Consider the following 23,623-nt stretch of genomic DNA (forward strand, 5'->3'; position numbering starts at 1 on the left):
CTGATGGCGCAATCCCACCCCAAGACCCACGAAACACCCCGCGCACCGTCCCGAACGCGACACCGAACCGCGGTAGTGGTCGGAAATTAGCAGCCCGCCGCAAGGCTGGCAAACCCCACCACTGTCCGGGACGATTGGCGTGCAGCAGGACTCGTCACGCAGGGTCAACTGCGCTACTTTCAAGCCCAACCCATCGAAAAGGGCGCCGATCATGATCGGACTGCAGACTGGCCATTTCCCCGGGACACGCCGCCATGCCATCCGGTGGGTCGCAATGTCATGCGCAGTGGTCATTTTCGCGCTGGCCACTGCCTCGCCCCTGCATGCACAGGACGCGCCGTCACGGCTGGCCTTTGTGGTCGGCAACGCCGCCTATGATACCGAGGTCCCCCGCGCCGCCCGTGACGCCCGTGACATGGCCGAAACGCTCGAAGGGCTGGGTTTCACTGTCACACTGCTGCTCAACAGCGATGCAGCGACCTTTTCGGCAGCGCTGGACAGTTTTGCGACCCGCGTGGACTCTTCCGAGAAGGTCGAGACGGTTCTCTTCTACTTCTCGGGGCACAGCGCAGAGATCGCGGGTGAAACCCAGCTGCTGCCCATCGACATCCCGCTCACGGACCTCGCAGGCGCCCGCAGCGCGGCCGTGCCGCTGGCGCGGGTTCTTGACCGGATTGGCAGGGGCACCCGCCCGACAATCGCGCTTCTGGATGCCAGTCGCCCTATGCCTCAGGACACCGATCCCGGGATCACCCCAGGGTTTGGCCGCGTCGTGCCGGGTCGCGAAACCTATATCGCCAGTGCCGCACAACCAGGACGCACGGCACCAGAACGCGCAGGCGGGCGAAACAGCCGCTTCACCCAAATGCTCGTGAGCGGGTTGGGTGCCCCCGGTCAACCCATCGACCGGGTGGTGGGCGACCTGCGCGAGATCATAGTAGCGCGCACCGACGCAGCCCAAGAACCCTGGAGCATCTCGACCCTTTCGCAACCGGTTTTCCTGAACCCCTTCCGACCAGACGAAGGGGATTTCGAGCGGCTCGCGGGCATGCCGAAGGAACAGCAGGATTTCCTGCTGGAAATCTGGCGCGGCCAGGGGGCTGACATCACGCGGGAAGAGATCGCGATGCGACAGGACGGCGCGCCGGACCCGGAACCGCCGGTTGCCAGGGAGAATGCAACCGACCCACTGCGGGAACAGGACGCCGGGACCGCACCAGATGCTGCTGATGCCACAGAGAACCCGGTCGATCTACCGCAGGAGCAGGACGCACCCGCCGAGGACGGCCCCGTCTTTGTTTTCGAGCCCCTCGAAGAAGAAACGCCGCAAGTCCAAGACGACCCTGACTCGGGGTCGGCCCCGGCACCCATGACAGGGGATGATCCCGGCACCATCGCGCTTTCGGGTGATACAGGAGATACGGCAGGACCATCCGGCCTCGCGGGCGACGCGCCGATCTCGCGGCTGTCGGGTGTCGCGGCCCCGCCCGGCCCGGCGCCAAGGTCACTGGCGGACCTGGAGCACCTGCTCGGCGAAGATATCACCGAAAGCTGGCTGGTCCCCGACGACCTTGCAGTAGCTGTCCAGGAGGAGCTCAAGCGCGTGGGATGCTATACCGCGGGGATCGACGGCATCTGGGGTGGCGGCTCGCGCCGTGCGTTGGCCGCCTACCTGCGTGAGAGCGGTGAAAGCCTCAATGCGCGCGAGCCCACGGCCGAGGTCTGGCGCAGCGTCAAGGAAGCGAGCGGCCAGGTCTGCGCGCCGCCGCCCGCACCGGCGCCAACGGCATCACCCAGCCGGCAACCGGCACCCTCGGTGCCAGCCCCGTCACCGGCACCGACACAACCTTCCGGCACATCCACCGACAGCGACCGACTGCAACGGGCGCTAGGCTCGGGGTTCCGGTGACATGTCAGGGACCGCAGATGGCCGCGTCGATCCACGTTTCGGACAGGCCCGCGAGATGGCCCGCCTGCGTCAACGACGCAAGCGCCTGCGCCGGCTTGTTACGCTCTGCCTGACCCTGGTTCTGCTTTCCGGAGGTGGTGCCGCAGGCTGGTGGTGGACGAAAACCGAACCGTCCCAGCCTCGCACCGTCGCAGACGCAACGGAAGCGCCTCCGACGAACCCGGCAACCGGCCCACGAGGCGACGAGACCGCCCCCTCGGATCCCGCCGAGTGGGAGCAGGAGCGGCCCCGGTTCATCGACCTGCCGGGGGAACCGCTGCGGATCACTTCAGGCAAGGCGGGGCAATCGGCCCTGCCTCATCGCGTGCCGCGCCCGGCGGGCCTGCCCGATACACGCGGTGGCAGGGGCGACATCCTCGTGATCCGCGACAGCATGATCCCGGCAGGCGAACGTCTGAATGTTGCCCTGCCCACGAGCCAGGAAGACTTCGCCATCTTCCAGGCCCAGCGCCGGAACACGGACGGACGGAGTATGGTGAACACCCCCGCCGAAATGGAGACCGGAAGCGGCGTGCCAAGGGCGCGGCCACGCAACGTTGCCGAGGCCCACGCACTTGTGGCCTATTATGCCGACCCCGCGCGCCAGGCGCAGGGCGCGGCCAAGCGGGACGGCTTCCAGGCCATGCGTCTGCGCGCCCCGGAGAACCGCAAGCCCCTGTTCCGCGAAACGGTTTTGCGCATCGACCGCAGCACCCCCACCGCGGAGGTCCTTCAACGCGAAGGTCTGCCCGCCGCCGAAGCCCGCACAGTGGCCGACGCCGCCCAGGCGCAGCTGAAACTATCCAGGCTAGACGTGAATCAGATCCTGGCGCTCCGCTGGCTGACACCGGCCTCTGGCGTAACGGAGGAACCCAGGTTCGTGCAGGCCGCCTTCTACGCGCCGAACCGCTATATCGGGGCGCTGGCCCGCACGCGCGCGCCCGCCCACGACGGCAGCGGCGCGGACAGCACCATCAGCACCGGCGCAGACCCCTGGATTGACCGCGACCTGACAGCACTGCTGGACGACCGGGATCAGGCCACTACCGCCAGCAGCGCCCGCCAGCCCGATCCTCGACTGATGGACGCGCTCTATGGTGCGGCCTTGCGCCAGAACTTGCCGCCGCGCCTGGTGGGCCAATTGATCATGCTGTTGTCCGAAGCCCATGACCTGGATGCCAAGGCCGGCCCCGATGACCGCTTGACGCTGGTCCTGGGGGCACAGACCCCTCTTGATAATACCAGCGACCAGGATGCGAGCGCGCTCGACCGGGTGCTCTTCGTGGGGATCGACAGCACCAATGCCGGTGTGCGCTGCTATGTCTACCGGCCCGATCCCGAGGCCGCGCCAACCTGCTACGGCCCGGGCGACGGCACCCGGCCCGCGCGACGCAGTAGCGCCGCGGACGCCGAGCGGGCGCTGAGTGGCAATACTGCAATCGCGACCCTGGTCGACCGCATCATTCAGGTGGAATCCGCTGGCCAGGCCGACGCCAAGAACCCGCTGTCCAGCGCAACGGGCCTGGGACAGTTCATCGACAGCACCTGGTTGCGTATGATGCGGGTCTATCGCCCGGACCTCACCGCCCAGCACACCCGGGCCGAGCTGCTGGCGATGCGCATCGATCCGGCACTGTCCCGCGAGATGGTCGAGCACCTCGCCGCAGAGGGGGCCGCCTTCCTGCGCGCGCGGGGGCACACGATCACCGCGGGGCGACTCTACCTGGCCCATTTCCTTGGCATGGATGGGGCGCATACCGCGCTTGCGGCTGATCCTGATACCGACCTCAAGACCCTTTTCGGCGCTGGTGTGATCAACGCGAACCCCTTCCTGCGCGGGCATGACGCAGGTTACGTCGTGCAATGGGCCGAAAACAAGATGCGCGGTGCCTCGGGCCGTGTCGCGGTTATCCGCGAACCAGAAGGCCTTGACGATTTCCGCGCCCTGGTCGACGAAATGCTGACCGCGGGGTAAGCTCGATCAACGGCCGAGCCGCACCGCGGATAGCGTGGCGCGAACCTCTGATCCCTCGCTCTCTTCGCCCTGCCGCGCGATGTCCTGCCCAAGAAAACGCCAGAATTCGCCTACCTGGTCAGCGGGCAGCACGGCATTTTCAGGGATCAGCGAAACCGTATCCAGCGGCATCGCGCTGCGCAGTGCCAACAGCAGGAACGGCGCATCGGCCCCAAGGTCGGCGGCTTGCGGCACCCGCAACCGTCGTGGTGGCAGCGAGAATACGCCGTCAGCGCCCATCTCGCCGGTGACGTTCTGCAAGCGGCCAGTCGGCCCGATCAGAAGCAGTGCTACGGCGCCCTCGTCAATCCCCGACAGCCTGCCCTCCAGCGCGGCATCCACCGGCAGGCTGTCCTGTGCCGGCAGGACCGACGGGGCGGTTCCGGCCGCGAAGGGCTGCGCGGCGCCGGCGACGAAATCCAGCGTCGCGCACTGAGCCTCGGGCACCGAGGTAACAGCAAGCGCAGGGTCGGTGCCAAGTGCCGCGGCGAAATCAGCCCGCAGCCCATCGAATGCAGCGTTCTGGAGGGCGAACCCCTGGATCGGCAAGCCCTCGGTCCCGGCCGGCACCGAGGCCGCGGGCTGCAAGTGTCGGCAATCACCGGTGTAGGTGTCGAAACGGGCCTCCAGCCAGTCGCGCTGGGCAGCCGGGTCCGGCTGGGGTGGATCAGGCGTGTCGGGCACGGCGATCTGACTCAGGCTCTCGACGGGCAGGACCCCCGCATACCAGGCGCCGCCCACCCCCAGCGACCCCAGCAAGACGAGGATCGCAAGAACGCGCGTCACGCCACCGCGGCGCTTCTGTTCAGGTGGGGCCGGTGCGGCCTCGGCCGGAGTCGCGGTCGCCGCGGGCGGCGGGCCGAACGGGCTCGCGCCTTCCTCGCTGACCCGGAGTTCCGAGACCGGGGCGGCCGACGTCGCGGGCGCCGCCGTGCCCGGCGGCACGGACGCGGGCGGGCTGGTGCCTGCTGGTGTTGATGCCGGTGGTACCGACATCGGCTGTGGCCCCTGCGAGCGCTGCGGGGGCATCTGCGGCGGATGACTCATCTGCCCCACCGCAGCGATCACCCCGGGCATTCCCGCCGGTCGCTGGCCCGGGTCGGGCTGCAACATCCACCCCAGGAGACCTCTGAGCCGCTCGGGCAGGGCTGAAAGGTCGGGCACGTCCATGCGGGCGCGGACCGCATCGGCCGGGCTGTCACCCATGTCGAGCGGTCGGCCCAATGCCGCGGCCGCGGCAAGCAGACCAAGGCTGTATACGTCGGCCTGCTCGGTGACGTGAGCATCATAAAGACCCAGTTGTTCGGGCGCGACATAGCCCGGCTTGCCAGCGAACTGGCCCCCGATCAGTGTGCCGCCGCCCGAGGTGGTTTCCTTGGCGATGCCGAAATCGATGATCTTGGAGGTGTCCACGTTGCCGTCACGCAGGATGACATTGTCCGGCGACAGGTCCCGGTGCACGACCCCGGCGCGATGTGCCACCTGCAAGCCATCCGCAAGGCGGACAACCAGGGACAGAACCTCCTGCTCGGGCAGCGGGCGCCCCTCGGTGTGATCGCTCAGCGCCACCCCCTCGACGTATTCCATCACGAGGCAGGGCCGGCCGATTCCCGGGTCGATCGTGAAGACCTCGTAGCGAACGATCGCGTCATGGGCGACGCGCCGCAGGACGGTGGATTCCTTCTGGAACAACGACAGGATCTTCTGGTCATGCGCCAGCGCGGGCAGCACGATCTTGATCGCGACGGGTTCGTCGTTGTGGATGTTACGGCCACGATAGATCTCGCCCATGCCGCCGGTGTTTATATGCGCGACGATCTCGTATGTGCCGATCAGGACCGTCCCCGCCGACAATTGGATCGGTCCATGCGTCAACTGGTGCCCTGCCGCGTTGCCGCCATCGCTGCCGTTGTCACCGTTCCCGGGGGGCGTCGTGCCGTTGGGGGGTTGCGAGGTCATGCCCGGCGCCCCTCGAATTCACGCCCGGCGATGTCATCGTCGCTTACCATGGTCTTGTGAGCACAGCGCACGATGATCAGGGTCACGTTGTCACTGGCCCCCCGCTGAAGCGTTTCCTCCAAAAGTGCGTCACAGGCCGCTTGCGAGGACCGGCCCCGCATGATCGCTGCGATCTCGTCATCGGCCATGTGGCCTGTCAGCCCGTCGGAGCACAGGAGGAACGTGTCTCGGTCGCGCAGATCACCGGAGACATGATCCAGGTCCGCCTCGGCCTCGACGCCGATGGCACGGGTAATCACGTTCTTGCGCGGCCAGGTCTCGGCCTGTTCGGCGGTGATCGCGCCGGAGTCGAGCAACTCCTGCACCTCGGTGTGATCGCGGCTCAGCTGGGTCAGGGCACCGTCGCGCAGGCGATAGAGGCGGCTGTCGCCGCACCATATACCGGCGAAATTCGACTCATGGATCAGCAGCGTGGCCAACGTGGCCCCGATCGTGGCGCCATCATTGCGAGCGGAATGGTCCCGAATGTCCTGGTTCGCCTGCACGATCCGGTCTCGGAACCGCGCGTTCAGGTCCGGCGCGCTTGATGCGCGGCTGACCGATTCGGCACGGTCGACGATCATCTGTGCAGCAAGGTCGCCGCCAAAATGCCCGCCCATCCCGTCGGCCACGAGCCAGATGCCCTGTTCCGATGCGGCAAGGAAGCGGTCCTCGTTGTGGTCTCGCACGCACCCGCTGTGGGTCACGGCACCGGTCTCGAAACGGTATCGCGTGTTGTTCATGGTTTCTCACTTTCCGGCGGGCGGGGCACCGCGTCCGTCAACATGAAGGCAAAAGTTTCAGGGTCGGGCAACCCCGCAAGGCTGAGCACGCTTGTCGGCCCCGAGGTATCGGGCGCCCCGGCAACCTCGACCCACCAATAGCTGCGGTTGGCGGCGGCCAATTGATGATCGCTGGCACGGATATCGGCCCAGACGCCGCTGTTACCTTCGGCATCATGCGTCGTCGTCTGCGCCCAAAGGGATTGCTGTACCAGCAGGTCCTCCATCGCTTCGGCCATCTGGGTCCGGCGCGGGGCCGCCAGCGCGGCAAGATCAGACTCGACAGCGGCCAGGTCGCGGCCATCGCGGGCACCATGCAACAGCGCGTCACAGGCCGCGTAGAAGGTGCGGTCGGGCGGTGCCAGCACCGGCGGCGGCATCAGTCGCGCGTGGCTGTCGGCCAGGATCACCGCCAGCGGGAATAACCGGCCTTGCTTGTCCGCCGAGGGCAGAAGCACGCCCGTGATCGCCCCGCTCGCCTTTCGGGCATGGCCCCGGAAATCGTGCTGCCACTCGCCCGCAAGGACACCGGGACCGATCCAGAACCGCCAGGCCGGGGCCTGGCCCCAGGCCGTGGCCCAGCCCTGGCCCAGAACATCCCGGGTGCCCTGGACCAAGGGCAGCAGCCAGTCCTCTAGCGCCCGCATCAGGTCACGATCCAAGGCGCGTGCGATGAAATCGCCGCGGGCGGGTAGCTTGCCGAAGAGCCCGGCCTCGCAGGGTTCAACACTGTCGGACACGGGAGCGAAGGGTGTCTGGTCGAAGGGTTCGGGGTCGGGCGCCTCCGGCATCCAGGCCGTCGACGCTGCGGTGTCCGAGCCGTCCGTCACCGTGGCGCCGGATGGAGCTGCCGGGTCTTCGGTGTCCGGCTCGACCGGCGCAGCGATCGGGTCGGGCTCTGCATTGGCGGGGGCATCGCCTCTGGTTTCTTCCGTCGCGTCGTCGGACACCTCAGGGGAGCCGCCGTGGTCCTCCCCGGTGCCTGTCTGATCGGTGACGCCGATTTCCGCCGCCACCTCGGCCCCGTCCTTCGTCTCGGGCGCGTCCTTTCGTGGATCGTCGGTCGTGTTCACCATGCGCTCCCCCCTACAAACCGCGCGGACATCGGAAATCCCAGAGTTCACGCAGGAAGAACGGATTTTTCGACGCGGCGGCGTTGATATTGTAGGCCACGTAGCGTCCGCCCACGTCCAGCCGGATGTTGACCGATGACCCCGAGGGCCGTGGACGCCCACTGTTGATAAGCCGCATCAGCGCCCAGGGTCCAGGCGCCACGCGCTTCTCCGATTCGCGCCCGCGCAGTTCCGGCGACAACTGCACCGAGGCGGACCCGCCGCCGCCACCGGCGGGCCAGAACAGGCTTTGCGCCAGGCTGCCGGATTGCTGGGTCGTAATCACCTGGCCGTTGATCTCGAGTAGCGCAGCGTCGGCGTCGGGGTGCAGCGCCGTTTGCCGGATCGTCACGTCAAAGCCCGGTATGGAATTGCCGGCGGGAAAATAGGCGTCCCGGATCGCCGCCGCACGCTGGAACTGGGCCAGTGTGGCGGGCGACATCTGGCTGCCCAGCGGGCTGTCGGACTTCCATTCCCAGTCCTCACTGCCGATGTTGGCATGAGGCAGGAGCTCTTGCTTGAAGAAGCCGTCGATCACGCCACCCGGGGAAAAGAGCCGGGCGAATTCGGCCACGGGCAAGTCTCGATTGGCACGCCCGTCAAAGGGATAGCTGTCCGGGATAAGCGCCTCGCAGACCTGCGTGACCTCGTTGTTGAGCTTTTCGTTGAGCGCGGCCAGCGTCGTGTTGGCGGCATCCCCGGCGAATTCGTCCGCCGCCTGCTGGATCATCCGCGCCAGTTGCGGCGGCAACCGCGAGATGTGGCGCGTCAGAAGGGCCGCCTGCGTCGACAGTTCTTGGCCGAGGTTGGCCGGGGCCTGACCTGCGCCCGCGGTCGAGGTCAGCAGCAGCCGGTAGATGTTCTGAAGATCGGCCAGCAGGACGTCTACCGGGCGACCCTCGGGCAGGTCCTCCGTCAGGTCGTGCCAGCGGCGGAACTGCGCCTCGACATTGGCTCCAGGCAGCGGCGCCGCCGCTCCTTGTCCGTCACCTTGACCGTCCGAGGAGGCGCGATTCTGGGTGCGACGGTTGGACAGCACATCAAAGCCGATGCGGCTCATGCCCGAGGCCCGGTCGCGCATCCGGCGCATGACCTCTTCGCCGACCATGCCGGCAACCTCGGCACCCTCGCCCTCAAGCTGACCCATTCCGGCTCCAAAGCCACCTTCCTCCGAGAACCCGGCGGTCAGGCGGGTCTCGCGGTTGATCGCCTCGACCAGTTGCAGGATCGGCGACTGGCGCGGGTCCGAGGCGGCATTGAGTGCGAGGAACTGCGGCGCCCCGGCCGCCATGGGCCGCAGCTGCAGGTTGTCCAGCGCCGCGTTCCAGGCCTTGGTGAATTCCAACGCGTAGCGGTTCATCATCGCGGGACCGAGCCGTTGCAGCTCGCCCGACACATCGGCGGCTTCGGCGCGCGCGCCCAGAACCCATTGCTCGGTCTCCAGCTTGGTCGCCACATCCGCCAGCCGCGGCAGGAAATACTCGTGAAAGCCGGCATAAGTGAAAGCGGCCGACACGGTCAGCTCGTCCAGCGTGCGCCCGTCCAGCGTCTCGAAGACAAGCTTGGCGTCCGGCCCGGCGCGAAGGCCGATATTGAACGGATCGGCCTCCTGCGGGCCACCGCCGCCCATGACCAGCAGCCAAGCCTGGTCCTCCAGGTTCATCAGGGAAAGGATCTGCTCGGCGCGGGCCACGAGCGCGCCATTCAGGTCGACGCGCGCCTGGCTCTGGGTGGCGGAAAGGTCGAGCATGGCCCAGAGGTGGGCCTCCATTTCCTGGCGCAACTCGCGCATCGGCCCGGCACCACGATAGGCTGGATCGCGCGACCATTCGTCAACGAACCAGGCCACGATGAAGGGGTCGTCGGGCGCGGGGGCCGCGTGGCCGAGCAGTTTGTAGACCTTGAGCGCCTCGTAAAGCGACAACAGGTCGTTGGTGCGGATATCATCGGCGATGCGGTTCTCGACATGCAGTATCAGGCGCGGGCGCAGATGCCGTTCAAGTCCGTCACGATAGGCGGCCTGTGCCGCACCGCCCAGTGCGTCGCGTTGGCTCAGCCCGAAACCGTCCTGCCAGGTGCCGGCATCCTCGGGTTCGGCATAGCCTGTCGGCAGAGTGCTGAGGTTACGCAGTAGCGGCAGGACCGGGGTCAGGTCCGCATCGGCGATCTCGGCCTGCTCCAACTCCAGCCGGGCCTCGTCGCTGTATTGTGCGACCGCGGCTTCGGCGCCGCGGACAAGGTTATGGTTGCGATAAAGGCTGTTGCCCCAAAGCCCCGAGAGCACCAGCGCCCCGATCACCAGGAGAGCGATCGTGCCATAGCGCAAAAAGCCTTCGCGCCGCACCGCGCGGGAATCCTGCGACACCCACCCGGCCTCGGCAAAGATCACCTTGCGCAGAAGGTCGTGCAGGAAAAAACTCTTGCCCCGCCCCGAGGCCCCGGCGCCTGCGGCCGTCATGTCACCGAAGCTGCGCTCCATCGCGCCCAGCACCTGGTCGATCGGCGTGCCTTCCTGCGTTCCAGAGGTGAAATAGAACCCGCGCAGGACCGCGTTGACCTTGTAGCGGGTCGACCCGAAGACACCGTCGAGCAGCGAAAGCACACGGTCCCTGAGCATGGCGACCTGCGCGGGAAAGCCGAAGATGGCGATGCGGGCAACACCGTCGGGTTCCTCGTTCATTCGGTCTGTGACCTCGGCCGAAAGCCGTGACAGCAACGCGTCGAATTCGGCGCCCGCGTACGGCAGCGTGGGTTCCTTGCGGCTGGCGGGGCGGAAGGTGGCACCCCAGACCTTCTGACGTCGCGAGGCACTGAAGCTGCCGAAAAACTCGGTGAATCCGGCCACGAGGTCGGCCTTGGTGAACAGGACGTAGACCGGAACCTCGACGCGGAAGACCTCGTAAAGCTCCATCAGCCGGTCACGGATGGCGGCGGCATGAGTGGCAAGGCTGTCGGCATCGCCCTGCAGGATATCCTCGAGGCTGATGGCCACGATGACCCCGTTCACCGGCTGGCGCGGACGGTTCTTCTTGAGCATGTCGAGAAACGACATCCAGCTTTCGCGGTCGGCCTCGGCGTCGCTGTCGTGGGTGGTGTAGCGCCCGGCGGTGTCGATCAGGACCGCCTCTTCGGCGAACCACCAGTCACAATAGCGGGTGCCGCCGCTGCCCGGCATGGCTCCGCCGCCAGAATCGGCCAGGGGAAACTGGATGCCCGAGTTGAGCAGCGCCGTCGTTTTGCCCGCACCGGGCGGGCCGATGATAACATACCAGGGCAGCTCATAGAGATAGGCCGAGGACCCCGAAGAGCGGCGCAGGACGGACAGGGCCTCTTGCAGCTTCTCGCCGAGCACCTCGCCGTCGCCCGTCGGGCCCTCGGGAACGATCGCCTCTTCCAGCGCCTTCTCGGCGCGGCGCCGACGTAGCCAGCGGATCAGGTAGAACAGCCCGACCGTGCCCCAGACCAGCACGATGAGCAAAAGCCTGCTCCAGACACCCGCGAGGATGTAGACATCGGCAATGCCCACCAGCGGCCCGCCGAACCACACCGCCATAGCGAAGGCGACCAGCCCCAGGATGATCAAAAGGGGACGCAGGATACGCTTCATGCGCGGGCCTCCGGATTTCGGCGTCTCATTGCCCGCCCTCCTCTCGGCGGATCAGGATTTCGACCCGGCGGTTCTTGGCGCGGCCGTCGGCGCTGTCGTTGCGGGCAATGGGATCGTCCGGCCCGGCACCGACCACCTCGATCCGATCGGGGTTTTCAAGGGCCTGCCGGATAACCTCGGCCACGGACTCGGCCCGTGCCACCGAAAGCTCCTGGTTGTTGCGATAGCGGCCGGTCCCGCTCATGGGGACGTTGTCGGTATGGCCCACGATCCGCACGTCGCCGGTTTCCTCTTGCAGCATCTCGGCGATGCGCCCGGCAATTGGAACGAAATCTTCCTGGATGTCGGCGCTGCCGGTGTCGAACAGGACCAGGTTGTTGGCCGTCACCGCGATGAAATTGCCGCGGGTGTCCGCGGTAAGGTTTCCCGCCTCGATATCCCGGGAGAGGGCATCACGAATGCGTTCCAGCTGGTCGGGCGGGTCGAATTCGGGCGGCTTGTAGGGTTCGGGATCAACCGGCTGGCTCGGCAATGTGGACGCGCGCGCCAGTGCGATTGTTCCGCCCGGGTGCAAGTCGCGCATCCGGTCGGCAACCTGGCCTGCATCACCCGCAAGATAGACCCGCATCCCGATGTAGCCGCCGCAAAGCACCGCCAGCACCAGGCTGGCAATGATCCACAGCGGAACCCGCCCGCGCTGGTGATGGGTCGGCGTGGCGATCCCCTCCCAATGGGGCGATATATCGTCATCATCGCGGGCACGCACGCGGCGCAGGGTCTCGTATACGCGGCGGCGCATGTGCTGCAGGTCGACATCGCCGCCGGGCGCTCCGCGATATTGCCCCTGGAACCCCAATTGCAGGCAGATCAGCATCAGTTCCAGCAAGTCGTAGCAGCGCGCCGGGTCGCCCAGCGCACGCTCGATCTCCTGGAAGATGCCCACACCCGAGGTGCGCCGATTGAAAAAGCGCGCTTCCATCGCGTACTGCACCCACACGTCGCGATCCGTGCCGGGTAGGTTCTGCACGATGTCGTCGGCGGTCCCGCACAACACGTACTTGGCAACCTGGGCCTGTTGTGGATCGGCCCCTGCGGTACGGGCGCGGTCCTCGAATTCGTCAATCTCACGGGTCACATGGGACATCAGAGGCATGGCATCGAGATCGACGACCTGGCTGCGCAGGCGACCCAGCAGCATGAGCAAACCCGCGGCCGCGGCCGTCAGCGGGTTGTTGCCCGCAGAATGCCCCGTTGTTGTGCCCTGAAGCGCCCTTTCCAACGGTATCTTCTGGATCGGAGCGGCCTGCGGCGTCGGGTCGGGGCGCGACATGTCGGGGAAGAACTGATCCTGACCGGTGCTGCCCATCCATGCGTGCTGACCACCGGCAGAGGCGGGGGGCAGCGATGCGGGGCCAGTGCCCCCTGACGCCGGCCACTGCGGGGACTGGGATGGGGCCGGGCTGCCTTGGCCTCCCTGAGGGGTGCTCCAGGGCAGAGGGCGCGCGCCGCTCGACCCGGCAGCCCCTCCCGATCCCCGGTCCGACGTGGCGCCCCCGGCCGGCGACCAGACGCCGCCTTGATCACCCTGACCGCCACGGTTGCCCTGCCCCCCTTGCGCCCCCTGAGAAGACTGGCCGCCACGACCACCGGGAAGCGGCGCGATGACCGTCTTCTGGGGCGGCCTTCCGGGCTTGTCACCGCCGCCCCCGGGAGGCGAGGACTGGCTCATGACGCGGTCTCCATGATTGCCCAGATTTCAAGTTCCAGCTCGGGCCAGTCGCCGGCGAAATGGAGGCCGATGGCCGAAGCGGTCGAGAATTCGCGCCACAGCTCCGACCGTTTGTCGATACTGAAATAGACGTGGCTGGTCACTGCCCGAATCTGGTGCGGCGGGGTGGGCATGTGAACAAGTTCCAGCCCCGGCAGGTTGCTGTCCACGATCTGGCTCATGCGAGTATTGGGACCGACCTTGCACAACACCGGAAACTGTTGCTGGATCTGGGTCAGGGGCTTGTCGGCGGCCACCTCGATGACGAAGGCGGCATCTCGGAACAGGTTCCGGTCCTCGACCGTCGCGATGTAGGAATTCGGCACGGGCTGTTGCAGGTCGAGACGAATAGCACGGCTCATGTCGCGGCTGATCAGCCGCTGTATGTCGCGCAGCACCGGCGAGAAGGTCTCTTCCAGATCATCGTGATCATAGGCAGGATACTCGGGACATAAACGCGTGGCATCAAAGGTCCACAGTTCCCCCGCGAGCCGAAGCAGCGCGACATAGAGCTGTTCGGGGTGGACATAGCGCGAAGCGCGCATGTGCCGCAGACCGCCGATCTCGCGATTGAGAAGCAGCAACATGGAATAGTCCGAGGCCTGCAAGCCGCCACCAGATCCGGGATCAGCCGCATAGCGGGCCAAGGCGGCCAGACGTGTTTCCACCCAGCCAACAACCCTGTCTATCCATCCCGAGACCACGGCGTGGGCATCGACGGTGATCACCGGCGGAGCGAAGGCAGGATCGAGCACGATCGTCTTGTCGCGCACTTCCACGATACGGGCGATCTTGAGGCAACTGTAACCGGGTTTCGGCGTCTTGCGCACCTCCAGAGCCAGGCGCGGGTGGGCGATTTCCAGGTCATGCTCCAGGCGCATCGCGGCAGCACTGTCGGCGATGCGCTCGCGGTCCAGAACATAGCGGGTGGCGCGGCTCGACTCGTCGTCGGTGCCCACTTCGCGGCCATTGGCATCCGACATCGGAACGGTCAGCCACACGAATTGCCCCTCGGCGCTGTCGGGCACCGCCACCGGATGCGGCAGAACGCTTGTCCCCGGCAGATCGAATGCCAGGCCATCCGGGAATATGCCGGTCGCGCGGCGCAGGCCGAACAGGTTCTGCTCGGACAGGTCGGAGTCGATTTCAAGTTGCGAGAACCCCCACGGGTATGGCGCGCTGTAGCGGCTCCGCTGCTCCAGCAAATGCTCCATGTAGCGGTCGCTCTGCTGCAAGTGATGCGCCTGAAGGAAGAGACCTTCCTTCCAGGCGACCTTGCTGTGCCAGGACATGGTGGTATCGCCTTTCGACTTATGCCATTGGTTGCAAGACAGGTTAAAGAATTCACTGTGTTGAAATCAATGACACGCCAATCCGTTTCCTTCCAAGGAATTTTTCGCCAAAATAGGGCTTTCAGCCGCCCGACGCGGAAAACGGCGGCATGACCCGCATCGTTATCCTGACCGGTGACGAGTTGCGTCATCGCTATTTTCGCATCCGCATGTCACTGGACCCGCGCTTTGACGTGGTGCTTTCAGTCTGCGAGGGCATCGAGAAGAGCCTTGGCGCTCGCACCCGGGCAAGGGCCGATGCCAGTCCCCTTGAACGATGGCATGCCGAGGCCCGTGACCAAGCCGAAACGGATTTCTTCGCAGAGGTGGCCGGGCATCTGCCAGACGAGTCGCATCCGCGCCAAATCCCCAAGGGCGCGATCAATAGTCCCGACGTGGTTGCGCTCGTGACGGATGCCGCCCCTGACCTGATCCTCTGCTACGGGGCCTCGATCGTCCGGGGACCGCTGCTGGACCGCTTCGTCGGCCGGTTCCTGAACGTGCACCTGGGCCTGTCGCCCTGGTACCGGGGTAGCGGCACCAATGTCTGGCCATTGATCGAGGGCAAGCCGCACATGGTCGGCGCGACCTTCATGCATATCGACGCCGGCATTGACACCGGCCACATCCTGCACCAGATCCGTGCCGGGATCGCGCTGGGCGACAGCCCGCACAGTATCGGCAACCGCCTGATCCGCGATATGACAGGTTGTTATGCCGACCTCGCCGCACATTTCGGTTCGCTCGACGATCCGTCGCAACCTGACCCGGAGCAGGGCCGGCTTTACAGGCAAGCAGAATTCGATGCTGAGGCCTGCGCCAGGCTCTATCGGAATTTCCGCGACGGCATGATCGAATCCCACCTGTCGGGTAGCGACCGCGCACAGCCCGCCCCGCTGGTGCGCAACCGAACGCTGGAGAGCCTTGCATGAAGGCCATCATGTATCACTATGTTCGCGACTACGACGCGGCTCGGCCGCATTTCCGGTTTCTCGACATCGCAAATTTCCGGCGCCAGTTGGACATGTTCGCGCGCGAATACGGCTTCGTCACACGTGCTGAATGGGATGCCTTCGTGACCCTCGGCGAGATGCCCCGGACGCCGGGCAAGATCATTCTTACCTTCGATGACGCGATGTCCTGCCATTACACCCATGTCTTTCCCGAGCTGCGCGCAAGGGGTTTGTGGGGAATGTTCTACGTCTCGACTCAACCCTATGAGCAGGGCCGTATGCTCGATGTTCACAAGGTCCACCTTCTTTGCGGCACGGTATCCGGCCCGGACCTTTTCGACCGCGCTCGCGCCATGGTCGACGAGAGCATGATCCCCCACGCCCGGCGCGATGCCTTCCGCGAGGCCACCTATACCACCCAGCACAATGCTCCCGGCGTGACCGAGGCCAAGCGGCTGCTCAACTATTTTCTCGACGAGGCGCATCGAGGGGACGTGATCGACGCCCTGAGGGCCGAGTTCGGCCTGACCTTCGATTGCGACGCGTTTTACGTGAGGCCCGAGCATTTGCGACAGATGCAGGCGGGCGGAATGATGATCGGAGGGCATACGGTCCGTCACCCCGTGATGAGCAAGCTCGACCCCGCCGCGCAGGGACGGGAAATAACCGACTGCCTGGAATGCCTCGATGCGGTCTGTTCGCCCCCGGTGCGCAGTTACGCCCATCCCTACGGCGGATTCCATAGCTTCGACGCGGCAACGCTGGCGGCGCTTGGTGACAATGACGTGGCATTTGCATTCAATGTCGAGCCGCGCGACATAACAGATCTGGACCATCAATCGGCACGCCACTTCCTGCCGCGTCACGACTGCAACAGCTTCCGCCATGGCGCGGCAAGCTGACATCCGGCGCCCCCATTGCCTTGGCGCGCGGTTTTGGCCACCATGACAGCACGCTTTCCTTCGGCACCACCGTGACACCAGAGGTTTCCATGATTCTGCACCAGTTCCGCGCGACCGGCTTTGCCGTTCTTCTTGCCCTGTTCCCGGGCGTTCAAGCGCAGGCACAGGACAGCGCGCCCGACGCGCTGCGCGAAACCTTTCGCGATTGGACCGTGCAATGCGAGATGCGTCCGGAGACCGGCCGCGTTTGCGAGATGCTGCAGCAAGTCAGCCATGACGAGACGGGACGCAACGTGTTGTTGTTCTCCTTGCGTTACAACACCGACGGCGACCTGGTCGGTGTCCTCGTGCTACCGTTCGGACTGCGGCTTGCCGAGGGCGTACAGATCGCTGTTGGCGAGACGGTGTTCGGGCCCTTCGGCTTTGACACCTGTCTGAACAATGGATGCGTGGTGCTAGCCGTGCTCGAGCCCCAGGACATCACCGCCATGCGCGCCGGCGTAGAGGGGCAAATCCAGGCGGTGACGCGCAACGGCGAGGCCTTCGGAATCCCGGTTTCCTTCATGGGATTCACGGCAGCCTTCAACAGACTGAACGCGCTTCAGGACGGCTGATACGGAACACAGCGATCACCCAAGCCGACCAAGCGGGCGCAACCTCCGCGCAGTGCAAACAACGCCATCTATGTGCCAAGCGGCACAAGTGCACTTTTCAGAAACGCTTGAATTCTAACGGAAGACGCCCGTCGTCCAGAGCCGCTCAAGTCGCGACTCTTCTTCGGAAGTCGCCGTTTCGACTGGCTGCTGGGTCGTCACCACGATGGTTGAGGCTTGCACGACCGGGGGGACCTGCGCCTCCGGGCGCGGCGCCGGGCGTGGCGTGCTCTCGCTTACCGGGCTGGCCACACCCACCGGCACGGTTTCCCCATCCGCCAAAGATGAGGACGGCGAAAAAAGACCATCCTGCGCCGCAGCGGCGAGGGCCGCTTCACCGCGGGTGGACAGGATCGGCCCTTCGATCACAATGGGCGCAGACGGGAGGGCCGGTTTTGTCGTGGCAGCCTGAACACGGGTCCCCTCTGCAAAACCCTCGATGGCCTCTTGTCCTTTCGGACCCGAAACGTGAGACGCCATTGAATCACTTGCCTTGCGCAATTCCAGCGGCGAGTCGAGCGCCATGGAAAGTGCCGACCAAGCCATGCCTGCTGTGCCAACAACTGCGAAAGCCGCCATGGAGACGGCCGCAGCTATATTGCGCCGCTGCGACCCGCGCGACGATCTGGCGTCTTGAATATTGAATTGTGCGGTCATGATTCGTGCCTGCCTTTGCTAGGCCCCCTAAGGTATACTTAGCACAGTTGGGCTCTTCACGAAAGGGTGCTGCCTTGGAGTTGCGTCATGCGTCGTTGAACCGTTAGCAAGCGCAGTCGACCCGGATTTCCACATGGCCCGATTTCCCATATCCTGCAATGTGTTATGGTACCCTCGGCGCTTACAGACCATCATACGATCAGAACGCAGAGACCTCAGCGATATTCCGCCGGGGGCCAGGTTCCATCCGCGCGCATCCGCTTCACAGCTGCAGGCTGGTAGATCTCTTCGAGCAGCCCGCGCCCAGCGAGAATTGACCTCACGTCTGCCAGCGCCTTGCCATAACGGCCTTCCGGGTCGACCCTTGAGCGCGCTGCCAGAAAGGCAAGCGTGTAACCGCGGCCATCAGCAACCTGGACCCGCGCGCCGTTCTCAAGCAACCAATGCACCGCGGGCCAGTTCTCGACCACTGCAGCAGCCAACGCCGGGCTCGCTCCGTGGTAGCCGCGCGCCTCGATATCGCCGCCGGCCTCGATCCAATCGGCCATGCCGGCCATATCTTCCTGCTTGATGAGCCAGAAGATGCCCGGCAACCCGTCAGGTCCAAGCGCCTCGATATCCACTTTCTCATCCGACATGGCCCAGCCTCCGAATCCAATAACGATAGCCAGAACAACCAGCGCACGCTGCCAAATCAACCTGGGTCTGGTCATGGGCATCCGTTCGCGTCCTGCTGTTCGGTGATACCCTGCGTCTGGGCATCGAGTGCACGGTGAACCGCGTCCATCATGTGAAGGCGGCCGCCACGCGCCGCCGCATGGCCCGCCGCCCCGCCCGCAACAGCCCCAAAACCGCCCTTGAAAGCCCCCAGGACAGCGCCCCCGGCCCCACCGGCATAATCCGTCCAGACGCTCTCACGCGCGGGCGGCAGCGGCCGGCGGTTGCCGACTGCAGGCGGAATCGGTGTGTTGTCCTGAGACGCGTTCAGTATGTCGCCGTCCACGAAATAGGCCTCCACCGGCAGATCGTCGGCGATCTCGGCACCGTAACGTTCCACCGTTCTGGGATGCAGCCCCGCCGCGTTGAAGGTATGTCCAGGGGCACCCGTCGCAGCCGAGGCCGCCGAGGCCAGCCCACCACCCAGGGAATGGCCGACGAAACTCACTCGACCAGGCGCGGCATCGTTTGCCGTCGTGCCGATCTCCATTGCCTGGTTGTAGTAGGCTGTCTCGCGTCCCAGGCCCTGCCGGGCATTGGTGGACCAGTCCTCACCACTCAGCATGTCCGTGCCCTTGAATGCGACCACATAATTTTCCCGTCCAGAGGCCGGATCGGTTTGCACGAAAACCTCCGAGCGGAAATTGCTGTCATTCAAGCTGGTGAGGTCGTGTTCGCCATCATGCAGATCGAGGGCCATGAGGTCCTCCTGCGTCGCCCGGCGCGTGTTTTCCGGCAGTTCGGCGTCCGGGTCGCCATAGGCCGCGCTGGCCAGAAGCGCGTTGTCACGCGCGGCCTGATTGTCGGCCATTGCGTCTGCCAGTTGCTGGCATATCGGCGACAGCAGGGCGGGCCCGGAGGGCGGCACCGCTGCCGTCCCCACCTCGCCGATGAGCACAGTGGGTGCGCCCATCGTGATCGACCCGCCGTGCGCGGTCGTGTCACCCAGTCGTGCGGCCGGCTTGCCGCCGACGAAGACAGTCGGGCTGCCCTTCATGATCACGTCGGGCGGTCCGGCACAGGTGCACTGATCGCCCATTCTGGCCTGCGGCATGCCTGCGACGAGAACCGTCGGCGCGCCGGCGACCACCGGCCCGCCGACATGCGGCTTGGGCCCCGGGTCAACCAGCGGGCAGACATGCATATCCGATATTCTGGCGGCAGGCGGCAAGATGAGCACTCCGTCAAGGTGCGGTGAGAGGTTAGCAGGATACGAATCGCTTGTCATGCATCCCGGACTGTAATCGGCCGGGAGCCCTTGCAGTTACCCATATGTCTCCGATGACGGTGTTTCTGCGATGCGCGCGCCTTCGACAAGGTCGGCGAGGCGGGAGAGGCCGCGCCATATAACGGTGGTGCCTGGTGGCGCATCGGAGGTTCGATCGAGATAGCCGCCGAGCCGCGCGACGATCCTGACATAGAAGTCGAGGTCGCGCGGACCCTCTTGTTTGCTTTCGGGCGTGGTGCGTTCGAGCAGGTGACGCTCGGCGTCGGTGAAGACGGCAGCAGGTGATACTTTCGGTGCCTCACGGCTCAGCATTGTTAGCCAGGACACGCGCCATGCCACGACGCAGCACAGCGCGATACAGTTTGCTAGTCGATCAGCCGTGGCCAAGCGCAGCTCCTCGATCCGGCACCCGGTCTTCAGGGTCCGGAAGAATGTCTCGATTTTCCAGCGCAGCGCATACCATTCGAGCTTGTGGACGGCGTCCGCGTGGGTTGCCACCGGCAAGTTCGTGATCAGCTTCCAGAAGACGGGCGCCCGGTCTTCTGGCGGATCGAGCTCTTCGGCATAGATAATCTGGAGATCCTGATGCCTGTATTTCCGCTGCTTTCCGATCGGCGGGCGGACCGTCATCGTAGCGTGCCGGACCGAGAGCACGGCGCAATGATCCTTGCCCTGCGCATCGCGGAACCGGACCTCGTGGGTGCCGCTGGACTGCACCTCTGCCATCACCTTGGCAATGGTCGTGCCGCCATCCTCCGCCAGACGATCGACGCAGCTGCGCACCAGGAACCCGGTCCCGAGTTCCTCGGCCAGGCAATAGAGTTCGTAGATGTCGCTTTCCCGATCACCGACATGCACGCAGCGCTCCGGCGCCCCAGACAGTTCGGTGGACAGGCGCAGATTGTCGAGCCAGCGCATGCTTTCCTTCTGTTCGATCGGCACCCGGGTCGGATTGATCTTGCGTTCAAGGGCGGCGGTTCCCTTGAACTTGCTGCGCGACCAGAATTTCGCCGCCGTCAGGCCGAGCGGCAGCCCGTCCGGCGTGATGGCCATGCTGGCATGCATCAGGAGCCCACAGACCGCATGTTTCTGATGGCGGCCCTCCTTCAGTTTTCGTCCAGTCGAAACCTTTGTGAACCCGACCTTTTCCGGCGCGGCGCGCTTGAAGGAAAACTCCGTCGTGTCCTGCAAGATCAGAATCGGACCACCGGTTGCCCGGATGCGTAGGGCAGAGGCGGCGAAATGGCCCTCGAGGATCTTGTCCTCGCTGACATTCCCGTTGGAAAAGAAGCGGTAGGCGGCCTTGGTGTTCGACCAGTCCTGAAATGCTGTGGGCAACGATTTCCCCGGACGCTCTCCGAGAGCCTCGAGCATTGCCTCAAGCCGCCTGTTCAGCCGGGCATCACCCAGATTGCATCCGGCAGTTTCCGTCTCCACCCAATTCTGTCCCATGTCCGCACCTCAATCCTTCGGTGCCACCTGACGAATCATGATCGGTTTCGCTCGGACAAGACCAAGTCTGATGGGTGAATCAATTCGCCGCACAACACTTGTGGGTAACTGCAAGCCGGGAGCCAACATCTCAGCCGACCGGATCGTTACGCCCGGTGACGTGGCGGATGAAGCGCGCGGTTGCGACGGCGCGCGGGACGGCGGACCGTAGCCGTGCAACCTTCTGACGGTCCGTCGGCGTAGTTGCCGGCCAGTCTTCCAGCGCCTGGCGCAGTGCGGGAAGGTCAAATCGCTCGGCCATGTCAGGGTCACGCGCCAAACCGTCCAGCTCGGCGATCAGGCCGTCGCGTTGGCGACCCAGTCGCAGGTGCCAGTCCGCGCTCTGCAAACCGCGGCGCCGCTCTTGCAAGACCTCGTTCGGGATACGTCCCGCGAGCATCCGCCGTGCCAGCCAGCGGTTTTGCCCATCGCGCAGGAATTGGTCATCGGGAAGGCCGAAGCAGAATTCCAGGAGCGGGCGATAGGCTGTCGGATCACGCGAGGGGACACCCTGCAGAATGTCCGTGGCCTGTTGCATGTCCGCGGCTTCCAGCGTGGCGTTGCCCAGCATCGCGAGGCGTGCAGACCGACTGTCGGCCTTGCGGCGAAAGAGCGGGTCGAACCCGACGTCAGCGGCCCGTTCGACAACGCGCATCCGTCGCATGTACGCCGGGGTCATCGGGCACCAGTGGGATAGCGGGTCTGCCAGCGTCTCCGGTGGCGCCCCACCCAGGCGGCGCCAAAGCGGACGTGGCAGGTGCGGCGCCACGGCCTGGCGCCAGAACCGAATCGGTGCATACCGGCGAGACCCGCCGCGCCAGGTTTCACGCGCCAAGCGGCCCCATTGCCCCCGCGCCAGCCACCCCGAAAGTGCGCCAGCCCCATCGAAGCTGAAGGTGAAATTTCCCCATACGCCTGTCAGAAGCCGATCACAGGACTGCGCGCGCGCAGCGCCATGAACCCCATGCAGCCAGTGGAGGGCCATGGCATTACGCGGCGCGGCCCCGGCCACGAGAAACATCGCATCGAGATCATCGTCAAAGGACTTGCCCTCGCAGTGCACCCGATGGGCACGCAGATCGGCGTGCATGGCTGCCAGGGCGGCAACATGGGGCCACTCGTCCCCGAAGCTGCGCGGCCCGGGCACGATACCGTCCCAGGTCGGTTCGGGAACGGCGCAGAACCCGTCGAGTGGCTGACCCGGACGTTGCGCCAGAACCTCCGCCGCGACGGCCTGGCTGTCGAGCCCGCCCGACAGGCTGACCCCGGGCCGCGCCGCGCCGTCCAGCGCCGCTGCGGTGGCCTCCGAGAAGAGCGCCCGTCCGGCCTCGACATAGTCGGCATCCGAGGAGAGCCGAACAGCCGGCAAGGACGCCGGGTCGTAGTAGCGCGTCACCCGCACCCCCGAGCGGTCAATGATCGCGCGACACCCGGGCATGAGGCGACTGACACCGCGAAACCAGCTGCGGGCATATTCGTCATAGTTGAGGTAGAGCGAATCGGCGATCTTCTGCTCGTCCAGTTCGCGCGGGACTTCGCCGGTCGAGAAGATCGGTCCCGGCACAGACGCCACGATGGCCCGCTCCCTGTCGTGCCAAATGTGCAGCGGCGGCCCGGTCAGCGGGCTGCGCACCACTTCGAGCTGGGCCCGGTCGGGATGGTGCAGGATCACCGCGAAGGCCCCGACGACGCTCAGGTCGGCCTGCTCCTCCCAGGCATCCCGCGCGGCGGCATAGAGCCGGGCGTCGTCCCCGGCCGCGATCCCCAACTGGCTGCGCAGCTCGGCGCGGTTGTCGATGTGCCCGCAAAACAGCACATGCAGGCCAGAGCGCGCGCGAACAGGGGTCCAGCCGCGCCGGGCTGGCGCCATCGCCAAGGCCGCGTGCGACGTGCGACGCACCATGCCGGTGGCCCCGTTGGCCATGCCCGTTGGCAGGGCGCGCGCGAGCCTATCGGCAAGCCGTTCGGGCGGCGCCTCGCCGTCCCATCGGATATATGCCGCGACAAGTTCTGTCATATTGCCCCGTTGACCGCCCCTGACAATGTCGGAGGCCACACTAGGCCTGCAGCCGGTCGCGGAAAACCGTGATTGTGCCCGGTTTGCAATCCAGTGCCATTTTTGGGCCGCGCCGCACTCGATGGGTTGCCGGAGGCGCGCAAAAGTTATATTTCTCACCACAAGCTGTGATTTTCGTGCGCGGACGTGCGCCGTCACGATGTCATGTAAAAGAATGGTAAGCTTGGCGGCGGCATGCAGCTTCATACGCCAAAACGCTGAAGAGGATTTTGAACTGATGGCCGATAAAGTGAATTTTGACAGCGGCGAGCAGCGCAGCCAAGAGCCCTATGTCGCACCGCGCCTCGTGCATCTTGATCACCGCGCGACACAGAGCGGCGCGGGAGGTACAACAACGGACTCTTTTGTCGCGCTCACGGCGAACACGTCCAACGCTCCCTCCTGA

At 65.6% G+C, this 23,623-nt stretch carries 17 protein-coding genes; 6 read left to right on the plus strand and 11 right to left on the minus strand.

All coding sequences use genetic code 11. The features are described 5' to 3' along the window. Positions 1-211: 211 nt before the first annotated feature. Complete coding sequence (locus tag VJ897_RS07955; RefSeq protein WP_324054874.1) at positions 212-1,909, plus strand: caspase family protein; 1,698 nt, start codon at positions 212-214, stop codon at positions 1,907-1,909. Between the two features lies 1 nt (position 1,910). Then, positions 1,911-3,923 carry a hypothetical protein gene (locus tag VJ897_RS07960; protein WP_324054876.1) on the plus strand — a complete coding sequence of 671 codons (2,013 nt, stop codon included), beginning with the start codon at positions 1,911-1,913 and terminating at the stop codon, positions 3,921-3,923. Between the two features lie 6 nt (positions 3,924-3,929). On the opposite strand, the gene VJ897_RS07965 is transcribed toward VJ897_RS07960, so the two are convergent. From VJ897_RS07965 to tssK, 6 genes are all read right to left on the minus strand, one after another. Beyond that, on the minus strand, positions 3,930-5,921 hold the full coding sequence (locus VJ897_RS07965; protein WP_324054878.1) for a serine/threonine-protein kinase: 1,992 nt from the start codon (positions 5,919-5,921) through the stop codon (positions 3,930-3,932). Continuing rightward, positions 5,918-6,703 (minus strand): PP2C family protein-serine/threonine phosphatase, encoded by a 786-nt coding sequence (locus tag VJ897_RS07970; protein WP_324054880.1) that lies wholly within the window; start codon positions 6,701-6,703, stop codon positions 5,918-5,920. The genes VJ897_RS07965 and VJ897_RS07970 overlap by 4 nt, the downstream gene beginning before the upstream one ends. Continuing rightward, a complete protein-coding gene (tagF, locus tag VJ897_RS07975) occupies positions 6,700-7,818 on the minus strand; it encodes a type VI secretion system-associated protein TagF (RefSeq protein ID WP_324054882.1) in 1,119 nt (372 codons plus the stop codon). Before tagF ends, VJ897_RS07970 begins: the two co-directional genes overlap by 4 nt. 10 nt (positions 7,819-7,828) lie before the next feature. After that, entirely contained in the window at positions 7,829-11,461 is a 3,633-nt protein-coding gene (gene tssM, locus VJ897_RS07980) for a type VI secretion system membrane subunit TssM (RefSeq protein ID WP_324054884.1), read from the minus strand. 25 nt (positions 11,462-11,486) lie between these two features. Further along, positions 11,487-12,791: a type VI secretion system protein TssL, long form gene (gene tssL / locus VJ897_RS07985; protein WP_324054886.1), complete on the minus strand. Its 1,305-nt coding sequence runs from the start codon at positions 12,789-12,791 to the stop codon at positions 11,487-11,489. 395 nt (positions 12,792-13,186) lie between these two features. After that, on the minus strand, positions 13,187-14,521 hold the full coding sequence (gene tssK / locus VJ897_RS07990; protein WP_324054888.1) for a type VI secretion system baseplate subunit TssK: 1,335 nt from the start codon (positions 14,519-14,521) through the stop codon (positions 13,187-13,189). Positions 14,522-14,670: 149 nt separating this feature from the next. Here tssK and VJ897_RS07995 point away from each other — a divergent pair, with 149 nt between their 5' ends. From VJ897_RS07995 to VJ897_RS08005, 3 genes are read left to right on the plus strand one after another with little or no spacing between them, the layout of a single operon-like run. After that, a complete protein-coding gene (locus tag VJ897_RS07995) occupies positions 14,671-15,492 on the plus strand; it encodes a formyltransferase family protein (protein ID WP_324054889.1) in 822 nt (273 codons plus the stop codon). Next, positions 15,489-16,415: a polysaccharide deacetylase family protein gene (locus VJ897_RS08000; RefSeq protein ID WP_324054891.1), complete on the plus strand. Its 927-nt coding sequence runs from the start codon at positions 15,489-15,491 to the stop codon at positions 16,413-16,415. Before VJ897_RS07995 ends, VJ897_RS08000 begins: the two co-directional genes overlap by 4 nt. Before the next feature lie 20 nt (positions 16,416-16,435). Beyond that, on the plus strand, positions 16,436-17,029 hold the full coding sequence (locus VJ897_RS08005) for an invasion associated locus B family protein (protein ID WP_324054893.1): 594 nt from the start codon (positions 16,436-16,438) through the stop codon (positions 17,027-17,029). 114 nt (positions 17,030-17,143) lie between these two features. Here the strand turns inward: VJ897_RS08005 and VJ897_RS08010 are convergent, their stop codons facing one another. The 5 genes from VJ897_RS08010 to VJ897_RS08030 form a co-directional block, all read right to left on the minus strand. Continuing rightward, positions 17,144-17,725 carry a hypothetical protein gene (locus tag VJ897_RS08010; RefSeq protein WP_324054895.1) on the minus strand — a complete coding sequence of 194 codons (582 nt, stop codon included), beginning with the start codon at positions 17,723-17,725 and terminating at the stop codon, positions 17,144-17,146. A gap of 215 nt (positions 17,726-17,940) precedes the next feature. Beyond that, entirely contained in the window at positions 17,941-18,438 is a 498-nt protein-coding gene (locus tag VJ897_RS08015; protein ID WP_324054897.1) for an ankyrin repeat domain-containing protein, read from the minus strand. Next, positions 18,435-19,670 carry a PAAR domain-containing contractile injection system baseplate protein gene (locus VJ897_RS08020; protein WP_527251209.1) on the minus strand — a complete coding sequence of 412 codons (1,236 nt, stop codon included), beginning with the start codon at positions 19,668-19,670 and terminating at the stop codon, positions 18,435-18,437. Before VJ897_RS08020 ends, VJ897_RS08015 begins: the two co-directional genes overlap by 4 nt. A gap of 36 nt (positions 19,671-19,706) precedes the next feature. Beyond that, entirely contained in the window at positions 19,707-21,122 is a 1,416-nt protein-coding gene (locus VJ897_RS08025) for an IS4 family transposase (RefSeq protein WP_324054901.1), read from the minus strand. Positions 21,123-21,252: 130 nt separating this feature from the next. Further along, positions 21,253-23,178, minus strand: coding sequence for an asparagine synthase-related protein (locus VJ897_RS08030; protein WP_324054903.1), 1,926 nt, complete (start codon positions 23,176-23,178; stop codon positions 21,253-21,255). A gap of 277 nt (positions 23,179-23,455) precedes the next feature. On the opposite strand from VJ897_RS08030, the gene VJ897_RS08035 reads away from it, so the two are divergent. Then, positions 23,456-23,623: a hypothetical protein gene (locus tag VJ897_RS08035; protein ID WP_324054904.1), complete on the plus strand. Its 168-nt coding sequence runs from the start codon at positions 23,456-23,458 to the stop codon at positions 23,621-23,623.

Origin of the sequence: Salibaculum sp. (assembly GCF_035270045.1) — a bacterium.
In the GTDB taxonomy this organism is placed as follows: Bacteria; Pseudomonadota; Alphaproteobacteria; order Rhodobacterales; family Rhodobacteraceae; genus Salibaculum.